This is a genomic window from Embleya sp. NPDC005575, assembly GCF_040605455.1.
GTDB lineage: Bacteria > Actinomycetota > Actinomycetes > Streptomycetales > Streptomycetaceae > Embleya.
The window spans coordinates 14,446-31,103 of the sequence record NZ_JBEXCV010000001.1 but is presented as its reverse complement, the minus strand read 5'-3'; the positions used below and the strand labels follow the sequence as shown (position 1 = coordinate 31,103).

At 72.6% G+C, this 16,658-nt stretch carries 13 protein-coding genes; 9 read left to right on the top strand and 4 right to left on the bottom strand.

Annotated elements, in window-relative coordinates:
- Positions 1–246 precede the first annotated feature (246 nt).
- From ABZS54_RS00145 to ABZS54_RS00135, 3 genes are all read left to right on the top strand, one after another.
- Positions 247–1,416: a winged helix DNA-binding domain-containing protein gene (locus ABZS54_RS00145; protein WP_355528722.1), complete on the top strand. Its 1,170-nt coding sequence runs from the start codon at positions 247–249 to the stop codon at positions 1,414–1,416.
- Positions 1,417–1,614: 198 nt separating this feature from the next.
- Positions 1,615–3,147 (top strand): alpha/beta hydrolase, encoded by a 1,533-nt coding sequence (locus ABZS54_RS00140; protein WP_355528719.1) that lies wholly within the window; start codon positions 1,615–1,617, stop codon positions 3,145–3,147.
- A 127-nt stretch (positions 3,148–3,274) separates the two neighbouring features.
- Positions 3,275–4,492: a cytochrome P450 gene (locus ABZS54_RS00135; RefSeq protein WP_355528716.1), complete on the top strand. Its 1,218-nt coding sequence runs from the start codon at positions 3,275–3,277 to the stop codon at positions 4,490–4,492.
- Here ABZS54_RS00135 and ABZS54_RS00130 read toward each other — a convergent pair.
- The 4 genes from ABZS54_RS00130 to ABZS54_RS00115 all read right to left on the bottom strand — a co-directional run bounded on the left by ABZS54_RS00130 (position 4,460) and on the right by ABZS54_RS00115 (position 8,541).
- A complete protein-coding gene (locus tag ABZS54_RS00130; RefSeq protein WP_355528713.1) occupies positions 4,460–5,242 on the bottom strand; it encodes a tryptophan 2,3-dioxygenase family protein in 783 nt (260 codons plus the stop codon). The two genes, ABZS54_RS00135 and ABZS54_RS00130, sit on opposite strands and share 33 nt — an antisense overlap.
- Positions 5,239–6,492, bottom strand: a complete 1,254-nt coding sequence (locus tag ABZS54_RS00125; protein ID WP_355528710.1) for a pyridoxal phosphate-dependent aminotransferase — start codon at positions 6,490–6,492, stop codon at positions 5,239–5,241. Before ABZS54_RS00125 ends, ABZS54_RS00130 begins: the two co-directional genes overlap by 4 nt.
- Before the next feature lie 105 nt (positions 6,493–6,597).
- Entirely contained in the window at positions 6,598–7,479 is an 882-nt protein-coding gene (locus ABZS54_RS00120) for a class I SAM-dependent methyltransferase (RefSeq protein WP_355528707.1), read from the bottom strand.
- Between the two features lie 156 nt (positions 7,480–7,635).
- Positions 7,636–8,541 carry an SDR family oxidoreductase gene (locus ABZS54_RS00115; protein WP_355528704.1) on the bottom strand — a complete coding sequence of 302 codons (906 nt, stop codon included), beginning with the start codon at positions 8,539–8,541 and terminating at the stop codon, positions 7,636–7,638.
- Between the two features lie 160 nt (positions 8,542–8,701).
- Between ABZS54_RS00115 and ABZS54_RS00110 the strand changes: the two genes are divergently transcribed.
- The 6 genes from ABZS54_RS00110 to ABZS54_RS00085 are packed head-to-tail and all read left to right on the top strand — an operon-like array spanning position 8,702 to position 16,658.
- Positions 8,702–10,534 (top strand): non-ribosomal peptide synthetase, encoded by a 1,833-nt coding sequence (locus tag ABZS54_RS00110; protein ID WP_355528701.1) that lies wholly within the window; start codon positions 8,702–8,704, stop codon positions 10,532–10,534.
- Positions 10,534–11,784: a cytochrome P450 gene (locus ABZS54_RS00105; RefSeq protein WP_355528698.1), complete on the top strand. Its 1,251-nt coding sequence runs from the start codon at positions 10,534–10,536 to the stop codon at positions 11,782–11,784. The genes ABZS54_RS00110 and ABZS54_RS00105 overlap by 1 nt, the downstream gene beginning before the upstream one ends.
- Positions 11,781–12,986 carry a cysteine synthase family protein gene (locus ABZS54_RS00100; protein WP_355528695.1) on the top strand — a complete coding sequence of 402 codons (1,206 nt, stop codon included), beginning with the start codon at positions 11,781–11,783 and terminating at the stop codon, positions 12,984–12,986. Before ABZS54_RS00105 ends, ABZS54_RS00100 begins: the two co-directional genes overlap by 4 nt.
- Entirely contained in the window at positions 12,983–14,215 is a 1,233-nt protein-coding gene (locus ABZS54_RS00095) for an ATP-grasp domain-containing protein (protein ID WP_355528692.1), read from the top strand. The genes ABZS54_RS00100 and ABZS54_RS00095 overlap by 4 nt, the downstream gene beginning before the upstream one ends.
- Positions 14,212–15,888 (top strand): lyase family protein, encoded by a 1,677-nt coding sequence (locus ABZS54_RS00090; protein ID WP_355528689.1) that lies wholly within the window; start codon positions 14,212–14,214, stop codon positions 15,886–15,888. The genes ABZS54_RS00095 and ABZS54_RS00090 overlap by 4 nt, the downstream gene beginning before the upstream one ends.
- A complete protein-coding gene (locus ABZS54_RS00085) occupies positions 15,885–16,658 on the top strand; it encodes an alpha/beta fold hydrolase (RefSeq protein ID WP_355528686.1) in 774 nt (257 codons plus the stop codon). The genes ABZS54_RS00090 and ABZS54_RS00085 overlap by 4 nt, the downstream gene beginning before the upstream one ends.

Sequence of the window (16,658 nt, the reverse complement as noted above, 5' to 3'; positions counted from 1 at the left end):
GGCGACTCGGCACGCGCCTCATTTCCCGGGGCAATCGCATTACTGCACGATTACCTCGGATCGGCGAAGGCCGCAAAGATTCTGTCGCGTCTCTGTACGGAATCCGTTGAAATTCCGGGCGCCGACGGATATCCGCGTAGCATCGTGGTGCATTCCCGAACGTCCGAGAAGGCGATCGACCCGAAGGCGACCGACCGTCCGAGAACCCGACCGTCCGAGAAGGCGATCGAACGAAGAGGTGCGCTCGTGAGCGAAGTCGACAGCGAACAGGTGGACCGGGAACAGGTGCTCGCGTTCCGCGCGGCCGGCCACCATCTGACCGACGCGGAACCGGCCCCCGACCTGTCGGCCGCGGCGGCCGCAGCCGGGGCGCAGAACACCCCACCCGGCAACGGCCCGCTCGCGCTCCTGGCCCGATCCCCGGGGCTGACCGCGGCCGAGGTGGATCGGGCGCTGGCCGAGGACAAGTCGCTGCTCCAGGCGTGGGCGGTGCGCCAGTCGCCGTACCTGTTCCCCACCCGCGACCTGCCCGTGTTCACCCGGCCGATGTTGCCCGAGGACGAGGAGTCCTGGCGGGTGGCCGTGCAGGGTTTCGTCCCGATGCTCGACGGGACCAAGCGCTCGGCGGTGGAGGTCGTGGAGCTGACCCGGGTGGCGATCGAAGACGCCTTGGACGGACAGGTGTTGACCAAGCGCGAGCTCGGTGTCGCGCTGGGGAAGCGGATGCCCGACGAGTTCTCCGGTTGGTTCGAGCCGGACACCTTCAGCAGCTTCACCGCCATCCTGGCCCGGGCCGTCTCGCTCACCGGCCTGTTCGTGATCGCGCCGCGCGAGGGCCGCGAGGCATCGTTCGTGCGTACCGACCAGTGGCTGGGCAAGAAGCCGCCGCACCGGTCGGCGGCGGCCGCCCGCAAGGAGTTCGTCCGCCGATACCTGCGTGCGTACGGGCCCTCCACGCCCGAACACCTCGCGGAGTGGGCGGGCACCGCGCAAACCGTCGCGGCCAAGGCGTGGCAGGCGGCGGCCGACGAACTGCGTGAGGTGCGCTTCGACGGGCGCACGACGTGGATCCACCGCGACGACCACGAGGCGCTCATCGCGCCGCCCGAAGTGCGCGGACTGCGCGTGCTGCCGGCCTATGACCCATGGCTGCACCTGCGCGACCGCGCCACCGCCGTCCCCGACCGCAAGCTGCACAAGCAGGTGTGGAAGCACACCGGGAACCCCGGCGTGGTCCTGCGTGACGGCGAACTCGCGGCGCTTTGGCGCGCGCAGAAGAAGGGCCGGACGCTGCGGCTGACCGTGGAGGCGGTGCGCGCACTGCGCAAGGCGGATCGCGAGGGCATCGAGAAGCTCGCGGCCGACATCGCGCCGTTCCGGGGCTGCGCGAAGGCCGAGACGGCGTTCGCGGACTGAGCCGGGAGCCGAGGGGCGGAGTCGATCGCCCGCCGCAACCGACTCGCCCGCCCGGCCCGCCGGTACCGCGCGCCGATCGCGACAGATCCGGCAAAGATCTCGCGCGGCCGGGCGGGTGATGTTCGAGCATGTGGTGGCGCCCGTCGTACCGCGCGCCCACCAGTCGGGCGAGGCGCGCCCGATCGCGAGGAGACCACCGTGCAGTCGCAGTCGCGACCACCGACCACGTCCCGCCGCCGCTCGTGGCTCGTGTCCACGGTCACCGTCCTGGCCGCCGTGGCGACCATGCTCGCCGTACCGTCCTCGGCCGTCGCGGCCCCCACGCCCAAGGTGCCGAAGCTGACCTGGGTCGGTTGCGGCGGCGGCTTCGAGTGCGCGACCGCCACCGTGCCCATGCAACCGGGCGCGACGGCCGACGGCCGGACCACCGACCTGGCCCTGATCCGCATCCCGGCCCGGGACCGGGCGCACCGGATCGGCTCGCTCTTCGTCAACGGAGGGCTCCAGGGCGGCAACGGCGTGGCCCTGCTGCGCACCCGCACGGCGCCCTTCGCCGCGCTCGCGGACCGGTTCGACGTGGTCGGCTTCGACCAGCGCGGCCAGTCGAACAGCTCGCCGAGCGCGCACTGCATGACCTACGAGCAGGAGCGGGAGATCGAGGAGCCGCTGCCCGCCTACCCCACGCTCGCCGACCGCCCGGCCAAACTGGCCGAGGCCAAGGCGCTGACCAGCGCGTGCGGGCGCAACACCGACCCGGCCCTGCTGCGCACCATGAGCACCGCCGACTCGGCCGCCGACCTGGACCTGCTGCGCCGGGCGGTGGGCGACGACCGGCTCAACTACCTGGGCCAGTCGTACGGGACGGTGCTCGGACAGATCTACGCCGCGCGCTATCCGCGCCGGGTCGGCTCGATGGTCCTGGACGGGGCGATCGACGGCCGCGGGTACGTCTCGGATCCGCTGCGCTTCGACCGGGAGCAGCTCGCCGCGAGCGAGTTCGCGCTGGGCCGCTTCCTCGACTGGTGCCGGGCCACGCCGGCGATGTGCTCGTTCGGCGCCGGCGACCCGGCGGGCGCCTTCGACGCCCTGGTGGACAAGCTGGAGCGCAACCGGCTCGCGTACCCGGGTCGGCACGACATCCTCACCGGTGGCCTGCTGCTCACCCAGGTCATCGGCGGATTGATCAACTCCGCCGATTGGCCCCGCTTCGCCGCGTACCTGTCCGCGACGGCCGCCCAGGACGTGCCCACGACGGAGCCGCCCACCGGCCCGGACGAGGTGACCGCCCAGCAGCTCGCGAACTCCTGCCTGGACCGGGACGTCCCCACCGACCTGCGCGCACACGACCGGCACTTCACGGCGGCGGCCGCGGTGTCGCCGCACTTCGGCCGGCTGTACGGCTACGGCGAACTCAAGTGCGCGCTGTGGCCGGTCCGGGCCGACCACCGGTTCCAGGGCCCGTGGCGCTACACCGGCCGGGACCGGGCGCTGGTGATCGGCGTCGAGGGCGACCCGCTCGCTCCGCTCGCCTGGGCTCGCGACGTCACCGAAACCATGGGCCGAGCGCGGCTGTTGAGCGTCAAGGGCGACGGGCACACCGCGTTCGGCCGGGGCAGTGCGTGCGTCGACGGTGCGATCGCGGCCTACCTCGGGTCCGGCCGCCTGCCCGATCGGGGGGCGAGTTGCACGTTGCCCGCGCCGGCCGCGCCGCCGGACGCCGCCGCCTCCTGAGCGTGAGCCTGCGGGCGCCCGTGGGCCCGTGGGCCCGTGGGCCTGCGGACCCGCGGGTCCACGGACCCGATGCCTCCCATGCCCCCATGCCCCCATGCCCCCGTGCAGACACCGGAACGGGTAAGCGATGAAACAGGAAGCACCCCTCGTACCACCGCTGTTCAGCCCGGCCTTCCTGGCCGACCCCTATCCCACCTACGCGCATCTGCGGCGGACCACGCCGGTGCACCGCATCGCGACGCCGCAGGGCTTCGACATGTGGCTGCTGACCCGGTACGAGGACGTCCGCGCCGGCCTGACCGACCCCGGGTTCAGCCGTGACCTGCACCTGGCCCCGCCGGAGGCGACCGCGCTGACCGGTGATCCGGACAGCGCGATGAACCGGAACCTGCTCACCCTCGACCCACCCGACCACACCAGGGTGCGCAAGCTCGTGCAGAGCGCGTTCAGCACCCGCCGGGTCAACCTGCTGGCCGAACGAGTCGAGAGCATCCTCGCGGGACTGCTCGACGCGGCCCCGCGTACCCGGCCGTTCGACCTGATCACGGCCGTGGCCCATCCGCTGCCGATCACCGTCATCTGCGAGCTGCTCGGGGTGCCCGTGACCGACCGCGACGACTTTCGCGCGTGGACGGACGGCATGGTCTCCAGCGCGCGTCCGGACTCGCAGCGGCTGCTGCGGCAGGCTCAGGAGGACCTGCTGGCGTACTTCCTCGACCTGATCCGGCGCAAGCGCGCCCGGCCCGGCAGGGACCTGCTCAGCGCCCTGGTCGAGGCCCGAGACGGCGACGAAGGGTTGTCCGAGGCCGAACTGGTCGGTATGGCCTTTATGTTGCTGGTGGCCGGCCACGAGACCACGGTGAACCTGATCGCGACCGGCATCATGCTATTGCTGACCCACCCGGGTGAGCGCGCCCGACTGGCCGCCGAGCCCTCGCTGTTGCCGGCGGCGCTCGACGAGATCCTGCGCTACGACGGGCCGGCCGGCATCGCGTTCATGGTGGCCCGGCGCGATGTCGAACTGCCCGGCGGCGTGGTGCCGGCCGGGGCGGTCACCGCGGCGCTGTGGCACGCGGCGAATCGGGACCCGGAGCGTTTCCCGGATCCCGACACCTTCCGCATCGACCGGGCCGAGCGTTCGCATCTGGGCTTCGGCCACGGCATCCACCGCTGTATCGGCGCGCCGCTGGCGGTCATGGAGGCGCGCCTGGCGCTGGGCGGGATCCTCGGCCGGTTCCCCCGGATGCGGTTGGCCGTGCCGGCGAGCGATCTGCGCTGGCGGCCCGCGCCGTTCTTCCGCGGTCTGGTGGACCTACCGGTCGTACTGGACGCCGACGCCGACTGAGTCGACCCCGCCGGGGGTGTGCAACGCCGTCCGTGCCTCCCAGAGTTCGGGGAAGGGCACCGCGAGTCGCCGGGCCAGGAAGTCGGCGCCCGTGGTGCGGCCCGTGCCCGGTCGGGCGCCGATCTGGCGGACCACGACCTCGACGTGCGCCAACTGGCAGCGGCGAACCGCCTGCGACAGATCGACCAGACCCTCGGCCAGCAGATACGACAGCCCGGAATGCGGCGCCCGCCGGTACACCTCGGCCACCGTCAGATCGCGCTCGGCCAGGGCGCTCAGGAACCCCCGGAACAGCTCGCTGTCCGCGCCGTACAGGCCCAACGCGCGGTAGAGCGCGCGGAACTGCCCGGACTGGGCCCCGCTGGCCCGGCCGAGCGCACCGCGAAATCGGGCGAAAGAGGCGACGGTCAGCCGCTCCAGGACGGTGAAGTGCTCGGCGATCATGGTCAGTACGTGCGTCACACGCCGGACCTGCTCCAGACACAGCCCCAGGTCGCGCGGCCGGGAGCGGACCGCGTCGGCGGCCAGGTTCAGGTCCAAGAGCGCCTGTTTGAGCCACAACTCGCAGCTTTGGTGCGCCACGATGAAGAAGTGCTCGGCGGCGTGCGTGTACCGGTCGCTCTCCGCCGTGGTCGGCGCCTGTGCGGTCAAAATCGTCGGCAGGCGCAGGTATCCGTCATAGGTCGGCTCGGCGGCGCCGTCGGCCGTGCTTTCGTGCGGGGCCGAGGTGGGGGCCGCGGAGCCGTTCACGCCCGGCCGCCGCAGGCCGCGGCCAGCAGTCGTTCGACGCCGGCCGCCAGCAGGTCGCCGTCGCCGCAGAAGGCGATCCGCAGCAGCCCGTGCGACCGGGGCGACGGTTCGATGGCGGTCACCCGGCACTGCGCGTCGACGGTCGGCCGCAGCGCGAAGCCCCGGCCCGGCGCCACCGCGGTGCCGTGCTCGGCGAGCAACTCGGCCGCGAACACGTCGGCGTCCAGGCCCACCGAGGCCAGGTCGAGCAGCGCGTACCACCCGCCCGGCGGAACCCGTCCCAACAGGCCCGCCGCCACCAGGCTCGGCAGCGACCGGTCCCGGTTCGCGCGCACCGCCTCGCGGTTGCGCAGCGCCGCCTGCGGCACGCCCAGCGCGGCAAGTGCCGCGTACTGCACGGGGGTCGGCGGCGCCACGATGCTCGCCTCCTGGACCACGCGCAGCGCGCTCGCCGCCCGGGCGTCCGGGACGGCGATGTAGCCGAGTCGGTAGCCGGTCATCGCGTAACTCTTGGAGAAGCTGAACGCCGAATGCACCAGCCGTTCCCGCTCCGGCACATCGCGCTCCAGTGAGGCCATGGACACGTGCTCGCCCTCGAACACGAAGTGCTCGTACGCCTCGTCGCTGATGATCCGCCAGCCCCGCCGTCGGGCGATGTGCAACACCGCGCGCAGGAACGGCTCGTCGAGCACCACACCGGCGGGATTGGCGGGGGAGTTGACCAGGATCAGCCGGGTCCGCTCGCCGCCGGCGGCGGCCAGCGAGTCCGGGTCGGGGCGGAAGTCGCGGTCCAGGGGATAGAACCTCGGTCGCAGCCCGGCCAGCAGGGCCTGTTGGAGATGGATGGGCCAGTGGATCTCCGGCAGCAGGATCTCGTCGCCGGGCTCGGCCATCGACTGCATCAACGCCGCGAGGCCCTGACACGAGCCGGGCGCGACGAACACCCGGTCGGGCCGGGTGGCGTGGCCGTTCTCGCTCGCCAGCTTCGCGGCCAGCGCCTCGCGCAGCTCGGTCATGCCCTCGGCCGAGGTGTACGCGGCGCGCCCTTCGCGAGCCGCCGCGCCCAGCGCCTCGACCGCCTCGATCGGCGGCCCGAACGCCGGTTCGCCCACGTGCAGTCGGATGGGGGCACGACGATGGACCAGCTCCCACGCCTGGGCGGAGCGAAACACGTCGTGCAGACACGACGGGGGGATGGACGCCGCGCGGGAGAGCGCCACCGGCGCGGCGCTCACCTCGAAGGTCGACATGATGGCTCTCTTTCCGCCGATACGGCTGTGGCCACGGCGATCGGACGAGTCCTCGGCGCCCCCCACGGGTCGCGTCGGTGCGAGGGGGCGGGCTCGGGACCGGGGTCAGGACCTCGGCCGGGGCGCGAACTCGTAGAGGTGGAAACTCTGTAGGTCCGCAGACCGGTTGCCGATCACGTTCGTGGACAGCGGCCGGAACCCGTTGAGTTCGAGGTCGCGGCGCACGATCAGCGGCGAGAGCTTGTGCTCCTCGTCGAACGAGGTGGTCAGGTCGTCGCGGGTGATCTGCAACTCGGCCAGAACCACGGTCCAGTTGTCCTTGGCCATCGCGTAGTCGACGACGAACTTGTACCAGTGCCACAGCGCGCGGCGGCGCTTGGCCTCCAGGTCGCGCGACCACTGCGGGACGACGCCCTCCGCGCGATAGGCGTCGACCTCGCGCCGCGTGGTCAGCACCAGGCCGTCGGCCAGGTGGATCACCTCGGCGGTGGTCACCCGGGCGGCGTCGCCGTCGTCGCAGTACTCCGGGCAGAACTCGTCGCCGATGATCAGCACGCCGTCGTCGACGAGCAGGGTGCGTACATGGTCGAGATAGGTGTTCGGCAGGTGGTGGTGCGAGCCCCAGGAGATGATCACGTCCAGCGGCTCCTTCCACTCTTGGAACGGCCGGTCGAAGACCTCGCCGTTGGCGAAGTCGGCGAGCCGCGAGCGGGCCTGGCCGATCAACCGCGGCTCGATCTCGTTGGCGATCACGCGGTGTCCCGGCAGGCGATGGGCCAGCATCGCGGAGACCACGCCGGAACCGGAGCCGACGTCCATCACTGTCAGCGGGCGGCCCAGGGTCCGGGCGCGGCGGGCGACCAGGTCCACGATCAGGTGGTCGCCGTCGGTGATGTCGGGGTGGCCGTGGCGCATCGTGTCGCCGATGTCGATGTCGGCGAACTCGGGTCGCCCGTAAACGGTCGTGGTGTCCTCGGTGGTGGTCACGGTCGGTCCTCCTGCGCTGTCGGTGAGGTGCGGTCCGTGGTGCGGTGGGTGTCGGGTCCAGGGATCTTGGGGCCTCGGTGGGGGACTCGGGTGTCGGGTGTGCGGTGCGCGGTATACGCGTGCCGAGCGCCGGCGGGGGCGGCGGGCGGGGCCGTGCTATGCGGTGCGGCCGCCGTCGATCGGCAGCAGGACGCCGGTGACCCATCCGGATCTCTCGGCGTCCAGGAGCGCGCACACCCAGTACGCGACCTCGTCCGCAGTACCGAAGCGCCCCATGGGTGTGCCGGCGAGCAGGCCCGCGCGCAAAGCCGCCGTTGCGGGCCCGTCCAGGCCGAGGTCGTCGTACATCGGGGTCTCCACCGGCCCGGGCAGCACCGCGTTCACCCGCACGTCGGGTGCCAGCTCCCGGGCCAGGGAACGGGTCAGACTGTTGAGCGCGGCCTTGCTCGCGCCGTACAGGGAGCGCCCCGGCATGGCCAGGGCGCCACCTACGGAGGAGACGTTGACCACGCTGCCGCGGTGCGCGCGCAGCGTGGGCAGGCAGGCCTGGATCAGCGCGACCGGGCCGCGCACGTGGGTGTCGAGCATGGCGTCCAGATCCTCACTCGTGGCAGTCTCCAACGGCGCGAAGCGGGCCACTCCGGCGTTGTTGACCAGACCGTCGATATGGCCCAGCCGATCGATCGCGGCGCCGACGAGGGCATCCGCACCGGCATCGGTGCGCACGTCCCCGGGCAGAACGGCGACGCGGGCCCGCGCGCCGACGGCCCGTCGGACCAGTGCCGCGGTCTCCTGGAGTGCCTCGACGCGCCGGCCCACGAGGGCCACCGACGCCCCGGCCGAAGCGGCCCGCACCGCGACCGCCGCGCCGATACCGGAGCCGGCACCCGTGACCAGAACCGCCCTGTCCGCCGGCGTCTTCGAGATTTCCCACGTGGCCGAATCCACAGTGCCATCCACGGTGTCGTAAGTGTCGTAGGAGTCATGGGTGTCGTAGGAGTCGTATCCACTCCACCCGTCCACGGTGCCGTCATGTCTATCGGTGAAATGCCGCGGCGCCATGATTCTTTCCCGGATGTTTCCCGTCGCGTGAAACCTTCTCGCCGACCATCCCGACTACCTTCCGAATTCCTTCGCCGGCATTGACCGGACACCGCATCCGGTCGATTGTCGAAAAGCCATTCCTTTGGCTGTTCGGCGAGGCGGAGCGGAGCGGAAGGCGATGACAACGACGAATACGACGGCCTCCGAGGCGAAGGCGATCGAGCGCGAGTCGGTCGTACTGCACGAGCTGGTCGAGGATCAGGCGCTGCGCGACCCCCACGCGACCGCGGTCGTCTCGATCGAGGGCGATACCCTCACCTACGGTGAACTCCAGGCACGTGCAAGGGACTTGACGACCCGTCTGCGCGCGGCCGGGGTAGGGCACGAAGATCGCGTCGCGGTGACCGTGCCGCGCTCTCCCACGGCGATCGTGGCCTTCCTGGGTGTCCTGGGCGCGGGTGCCGCGTACGTGCCGATCGACCCGGATTTCCCGCTGGAGCGACAACGCTTCATGGTTCGCGACTGCCGGGTGGCCGCCGTGGTCGCCGAACGCGGCGGCATACCCGACTTCGTGGACGACGGTGTGCCGGTGCTGTTCGCGGACACCGAGGCCGCCGCCGACCCCGCCGAAAGTGATCCGCTCGCGGGACTCGCGGCCGGCCGAGTGGCACCCGACCAGGCGGCCTACGTGATCTACACCTCCGGCTCCACCGGTGTGCCCAAGGGCGTCGTGGTCGAACACGCCGCCGTGGTGGCGCTCGCCCTGGACGACGACCGCATCGCGGTGCGGCCCGGCCAGTCGGTGGCCCAGTATGCCCCGATGGCCTTCGACGCCTCGACGTTCGAGATCTGGGCCGCGTTGTGCCGAGGCGGTCGGGTGGAGATCCTGCGCGGCGGTCCCGTCGCGGTCGAGGATCTGTCCGCCGAGCTCGCCAAGCGGCGCCCGGACTGGCTGTTCCTGACCACGGGCCTGTTCCACGTCGTGGCCGACCACGCGCCGCACGCACTGGAACCGGTTGGCACCTTGATCACCGGGGGCGACGTGCTGTCCCCACAGCATGTCCGAACGGCCGCCGCCGTGCCGGGACTTCGGGTCCTGGCGGCCTACGGCCCCACGGAGACCACCACGTTCGCGTCGTTGCACGCCGTCGATCCGGACGAGACCTGCGACCGGGTACCGATCGGCACCCCGCTGCGCGGCCGCACGATGTACGTCCTCGACGAGGACCTGCGCGAGGTCGCGCCCGGCGAGAGCGGCGAGCTGTACCTCGGCGGCGCCGGGGTCGCCCGTGGCTATCTGCGGCGTTCCGCGCTCACCGCCGAACGCTTCCTGCCCGACCCCTTCGCGGCCGGCCGGTCGAGCCGGATGTATCGCACCGGCGACCTGGCTCGGCGCCGCGCGGACGGCGCGCTCGAGTTCCACGGTCGCACCGACCGTCAGGTCAAGATCCGCGGCTTCCGGATCGAACCGGGCGAGATCGAGGCGGTGCTCAACGCCCGCCCCGAGGTGGCCGAGGCCGTGGTCGCCGTGTTCGGCACCGAGGCGGACGGCAAGCGACTGGTCGGCTACGCGGTACCGGCCGGAGACGCCCGGGTGACGGCCTCCACGATGCGCACGTGGCTGCGTGAGCGGCTGCCCGCGCACATGGTGCCCGGCACCTGCCTGGTGCTGGAGGAGATGCCGCACGACCCCAATGGCAAGCCCGACCGAGGCGCGTTGACCGCCCCGTGGTCCGGCCGCGACCGACTCGGCGAACTGCCCGAATACCGGGCGCCGCAGAGCGAGGCCCAGTCGCTGATGGCCGACGTCTGGGCCGAGGTGCTCGGCCTGGACCGGGTCGGCGTCGACGACAACTTCTACGAGCTCGGCGGCGACTCCATCCTCAGCGTGGACACCATCGAGCGGCTGCGCCTGCTGGGGATCGCCTGCTCGGCCGGAGCGTTCTTCCGCCACCAGACGATCGCGGAACTGGCCGAGGCGACCGGCGGCGAGCGAAACGGCGCGAGCTGATGGAGATCACCGCACCGCCACCCGGCCCGCCCGTGCGCTTCGACGACGTCGACGTCACCGACCCCGGCGTCTACGAGGGATGCCAACACGCCAGGTGGCGGGCGATGCGCGCGGACACGGCGGTCACCAGACACACCGCGCCCGCCACGGGAGAGGTCTTCTGGGGCTTCCCCCGGTACGCCGAATGCGACCGCATCGTCAAGGACCACCGGGTCTTCGGCTCCGAGGACGGCACGATCCTGGCCTCCGTCGGCGTCGGTGACAGCGCCGGTGGCCGGACCATCACGCTGATGGACCCGCCACTGCACGGCGACATCCGTCGCCCCACCATGCGCACGCTCGGCCACTCGGTCGTGCGCAAACGCGCCGCCGGGATCCGCGAGCGGGTCCGCACCCTCGCGCAACCCTGCCTCGACGGCGGCGACCACGACTTCGCGAAGCTGGTGCGACTGCTGCCGATGGTCGTGATCGGCGAACTCATGGGCATCCCGGACGACTACTGGGAGACCATCGCCCACTACACCACCGCGAGCATCGCTCCCGACGATCCCGAATACGTCAGCGGCGAGAGCAGCCACCAGACGCTGCGCCGCGCCCACCACGAACTCTTCGCCTGCTTCGCCGAGATCATCGACGCGAAGCGGGCCCACCCGGGCGAGGACCTGGTCAGCGCGCTGATCACGCTGGAGACCGAGGGCGCCCCGCTGGACGACCTGCGGGTGGCGCTGAACTGCTACAGCTTCCTGCTCGGCGCCAACTCCACCACGCCGCACGTCGCCTCGCACACCCTGCTCGCGCTCGCCGAACGCCCGCACCTGTGGGACACCGCGCTGGCCGACCCGAGCAGCACCACGCTGCTGGTGGAGGAGGGCGCGCGCTGGACGACGCCCACGAACCACCTGGTGCGGCGAGTCAGGGAGGACACCGATATCGCCGGCACCACGCTGCGCAAGGGCGACTGGGTGTGCGCGTGGGTGGCCTCGGCGAACCGGGACGAGAGCGTGTTCACCGACCCGTACACCTTCGATCCGACCCGATCCCCCAACCCGCACCTGGCCTTCGGCGGCGGACCGCACTACTGCATCGGCGCACCGTCGAGCCGGATGGCACTCGGGATGCTCTTCGACGAACTCGGCAGCGCCCTGGAAGGCGTCGAACCGGCCGGACCGATCACCCACCTGCGATCCAACTGGATCAACGGGATCACGTCCATGCCGATGCGATTCCACCGCCGCCGGAGCAGCCGGTGAACGAGCGAGCGGTGAACGAGCGGGAGGCGGACGGGCGGGCGATGCACGGGCGTGCGACGAACGGGAAGGCGATGAACGAGCGGATGCCGACCGGGAAGGCGGCGATCGGACAGGCGGCGATCGCACAGGCGGCGAACGAGCAAGCCGCGAGCCGCCGGACGAGGACCGTCGGCGACGCGGTGGCCGCCACCGAGATGCCCCGCCTGGTCCGACTCGACCACAACCTCTACGCGGCCTGCTTCACCGTGATGAAGCTGCTTCCGGCCCGCTACATCCTCGACACCGCCATCCGACGCGGCGAACTGCGCCCGGGGATGACCGTGGTGGAGACCAGTTCGGGCACGTTCGGACTCGGCCTGGCCATGGTGACCGCGCTGCGCGGATACCCCCTGGTCCTGGTCAGCGACCCGGTCCTGGACGCACCGCTCAAGGCCAGGCTGGAGGATTTGGGCGCACGCGTGGAGATCGTCACCGAACCGGCCGCCGTCGGCGGCCACCAACGCGCCCGCCTCGACCGGCTCGACACGATCCGCAAGGAGTGCGAACCCGCCTTCGTGCCCTCCCAATACGACAACCCGCTCAACCCCGCCGCCTATGCGAGTGTCGCCGAGCTGGTCCGGCAGCGGATCGGCCCCGTGGACACCCTGGTGGGTTGTGTCGGCTCCGGCGGCTCGATGTGCGGCACCGCGCACGGCCTGCGCCGCCACCGTCCGCAGACCCGCGCGGTGGCCGTGGACACGCACCACAGCGTGCTGTTCGGGCTGCCCGACGGCCCCAGGACACTGCGCGGACTCGGCAACAGCCTGATGCCGGCCAACGTCGAACACGACACCTTCGACGACGTGCACTGGCTGGGCGCTGCCGAGGCGTTCGAGGCCACCGACCGGCTGCACCGCGAACACGCCCTGTTCATGGGCCCGACCAGCGGCGCGGCCTACCTGGTGGCCCGATGGGAGGCCCGGCGTCACCCCGACCGCACCGTGCTGGCCCTGTTCGCCGACGAGGGGCACCGCTACCAGTCCACCTCGGGGGACCCGAACTGGCGGCGCGAACACGGGCTGTACCTGCCCACGTTGCCCACCGCACCGCACACCGTCACCGACCCCGACCAAGTACGCGGCCACTGGGACCACATGGCGTGGTGCCGGCGCCCCGTGCCCGATTGCACCCGGCCCGCGGACGAGCGGAGGCGCGTCGGATGACCGCGACCCTGGTCCTGGTGGAGAGCAACACCACCGGCAACGGACGAGCCCTGGTACGAGCCGCCCGCCGCGCGGGTCTGCGGCCGGTGCTGCTGTGCGCCCGCCCGGACCGCTACGACTACGTCCGCGCGGACGACGTGCCCGTCGTGGTCACCGACACCGGCTCGCCGGAAGCGCTGCTGGAGGCCGTGCGGCTGCTCCGCGACCCGGTGGTGGGCGTGGCGAGCACCTCCGACCACTACATCGAGCCCGCCGCCACGCTCGCCGGCCGACTCGGCCTGCCCGGGCCCGACCCGCAGGCGGTCGCGATGTGCCGGGACAAGGGCCGGCAGCGCCGTGTCCTGACGGCGGCCGGGGTGGCCGTGCCCAAGGGTGTCACCGTCACCGAACTCTCGTGCGTCGACGCCGCTCGGCGTCGGCTGGGCACGGGACCGTTCCTGGTCAAGCCGGTCACCGGAAGCGGCAGCGTGGGGGTGCGACTGTGCTCCGACGCGGACGAGGTACGCCGACACGCGGGCCCGCTCCTGGCCGAGGCGGTCAACGAGCGCGGACTCGCGGTACCGACCGGGGTGTTGCTTCAGGAGTACGTGCCCGGCCCCGAGTTCTCCGTCGAGTTGGTCGGCGGTCGGGTCGTGGGCGTCACCGCCAAGCACCTGGGCGCCCTGCCGCGTTTCGTGGAGACCGGACACGACTTTCCGGCCGTCGCCGACCCCGACCTGCTCGGTGCGCTGCGGGCCGGGGCCGTGGCCGCCGTCACGGCCCTGGGGTTGGCCGGTCGGCCGGCGCATGTCGAACTGCGGGTGGGACCGGCCGGACCGGTCGTGATCGAGGTCAACCCGCGCCTCGCGGGCGGCCACATTCCCGAACTGGTGCTCGCGGCCCGGGGCGTGGACCTGATCGACGGTCTCCTGGCTGCGGCCCTGGGCCGCCCGGTGCCGCCGCGTCCGGCGGGAGTCGCGGGCGCGGCGGCCGTACGCTTCCTCCTCGCGCCCGCGAGCGGTGTGCTCGCCGGCGTCGACGGCACCGCGGACGCGGCCCGGCTGCCCGGCGTGCGACGAGTCGAGGTCGGCGTCGTGGCGGGCACCCCGTTGACGCGACACGGCGACTTCCGCGACCGGATCGGCTCGGTCCTGACCACGGCACGCGACACGGCGACCGCCGCGGCCCTGGCCGACCGGGCGCTGCGCACGCTCACCGTGCGCACGACGGCGGACGGGAGGACGCGGTGACCGGGGAACCCGCGCGGACCACCGCGGCGGTTGCGGCGACGAACGACGGCCGGGCGCATACGGGTGGGCGTGTCCCGCTGCATCCGCGGGTCCAGGCGCTGACCCAACAGCCGGGCGTGGACGCGGCCTTCGCCGGCGACCTCGCGCTGACCACGCAGATCGACCGAGCCCACGTGGTGATGCTCGCCGAGCGCGGCATCCTGCCGCCGGCCGCCGCCGCCCGGCTGCTCGGCGCCGTGGACGCGCTGCGCGCCGAGAACTTCGCGTCGCTGCGCGAACGCCCGGCCCCGCGCGGCTGGTACCTGATGTACGAACTGTTCCTGACCGAGCGGCTGGGCCCCGACGTCGGCGGCCAACTGCAACTGGGACGCTCCCGCAACGACCTCACCGCGACGCTCCAGCAACTCAAGCTGCGCGAACCGTACTTGGACCTGATGTGGGAGGCCCTGCGGTTGCTCGGCACACTCACCCGCACGGCCCGGCGGCACGCCCGCACCGTGATGCCCGCGTTCACCCACCACCAGCCCGCCGTGCCGATCACCTACGGCCACTACCTGAGCGGCGTCGCGGTGGCGCTGGCGGCCGACATCGAGGCGCTGGCCCGGGTCGCGGAGGACCTCGACCGCAGTCCGCTGGGCGCGGGCGGCGTGGGTGGCACCACGGTGCCCATCGACGCGGCCCGCACCGCCGCGCTGCTCGGCTTCGCCGGGGCGCGCGCCAATTCGGTCGAGGCGGTCGCCGCCCGGGACGCCGGGTTGCGGCTGTCGGCGGCCGGCGCCGTCCTGGGGGTGCTGCTCGGCCGGGTGGCCACCGACCTGTCGGTGTGGACCACCTCGGACAGCGCACTGTTGACCGTGCCCGACAACCTGACCAGCGGCAGCTCGATGATGCCGCAAAAGCGCAACGTCTTCGTCCTGGAACACGTCGCGGGCAAGGCGGCGGCCCCCCTGGGCGCCTTCGTCACGGCCGCGACCGCGATGCATAAAACCCCGTTCAGCAACTCCATCGCGGTGCACACCGAGGGCATGCGTCCGGTCGAGGACGCGGCGCGCCAACTGGCGCAGGCCGCCGAGCTGTTGCGCCTGGTGGTGGGGGCCGCGCAGCCGGATGCCGAGCGGATGACGGCCCGCGCGGAGGCGGGCTACACGGCGGCGACCGAGGCCGCCAATCGGCTCGCGCTCGACACCGGCCTCGGCTTCCGCGCCGCGCACGCCGCGGTCGCGGGGGCGGTGCGCGAATCGATGGCGAACGGCGGGGAACCGCTGGCCGACGCGCTGGCCCGACTGCCCGAGGCGGGCGGCCGGACCGACCTGACGGCCTCGGCACGCACCGTGGCCGAGACCGCCGAGTACGGCGGGGGCCCGGGGCCGCGAGCGCTCGACGACTGCCTGCGCACGACCCGACGCCGGCTGGGCGAGCAACTGGGCCTGCTGCGCGCCCTGCGGCAGCGCTGGAACGGCTACGAACCCGCTCTCGACGCGGCGGTGGCCGCGGTGCGGCGCGCGGGCGGCGACGAAGGCTCGCCCGGGAGCGGCGGCGGCCGAGCGGGCGGCGGGGGCCGTACCGAGAGGGCCGGTCGATGCGATCGCGCCGGTGCGTGCGACCGCGCCGACGGTTCGGATCGCGCCGACGGCTCGACCGCCCGGGCTTTCGCGGATGGGAGGACCACGTGAGGACCAAGGCACGCCGCGGACTGTGGGTGACCCTGCCCCAGCCACGCCCCGACGCCGAGATTCGGCTGTACTGCCTGCCGTACGCGGGCGCGGGCGCGTCCGCCTTCCGCGACTGGCCCCAGGCGCTCGCCGCGATCGGGTCCTACGAGGTCGCCCCGATCCAGTACCCGGGACGGGAGAACCGGCTGCGCGAGCACCCGTTCATCGACGTCGACGCGATGGCCGCCGAGGTCGCCGCGAGCGTCGATCGGCCCTACGCGGTCTTCGGCCACAGCATCGGCGGCCGGCTGGCCTTCGAGCTGTGCCGCAGGTTGCGTGTCCTGGGTTGCCCAACCCCACTGCGGCTGTTCGCGTCCGGGTGTCCGGCGCCGCAGTGGCCACCCGCGCCGATCCGCGACTCGGACCTGCCCGACGACGAGTTCATCGCCCGCGTGGAGGGCATGGGCGGACTCCCGGCCGAGGTGCTCGCCGATCCCGAACTGCGCGAGCTGGTTGTTCCGGTGCTGCGCTCGGACTTCACCATGGTCGACGACTACGACTACACGCCGCAGGCCCCGCTGACCCACCCGATCAGCGCCTTCGTGGGCGACGCCGATCCGGAGGCCGACGCGGAGTCCGCGGCCGGCTGGCGCGAGCAGACCGCGGCCGACTTCGCGCTGCACGTACTGCCCGGTGACCACTTCTTCCTGCACAGCGCCCGCCGCGCCCTGCTGGCCACGCTGGTCACCGATGTGGCCGGCGCGACCGCGATCGTTGCCGGTTCCCCCTGA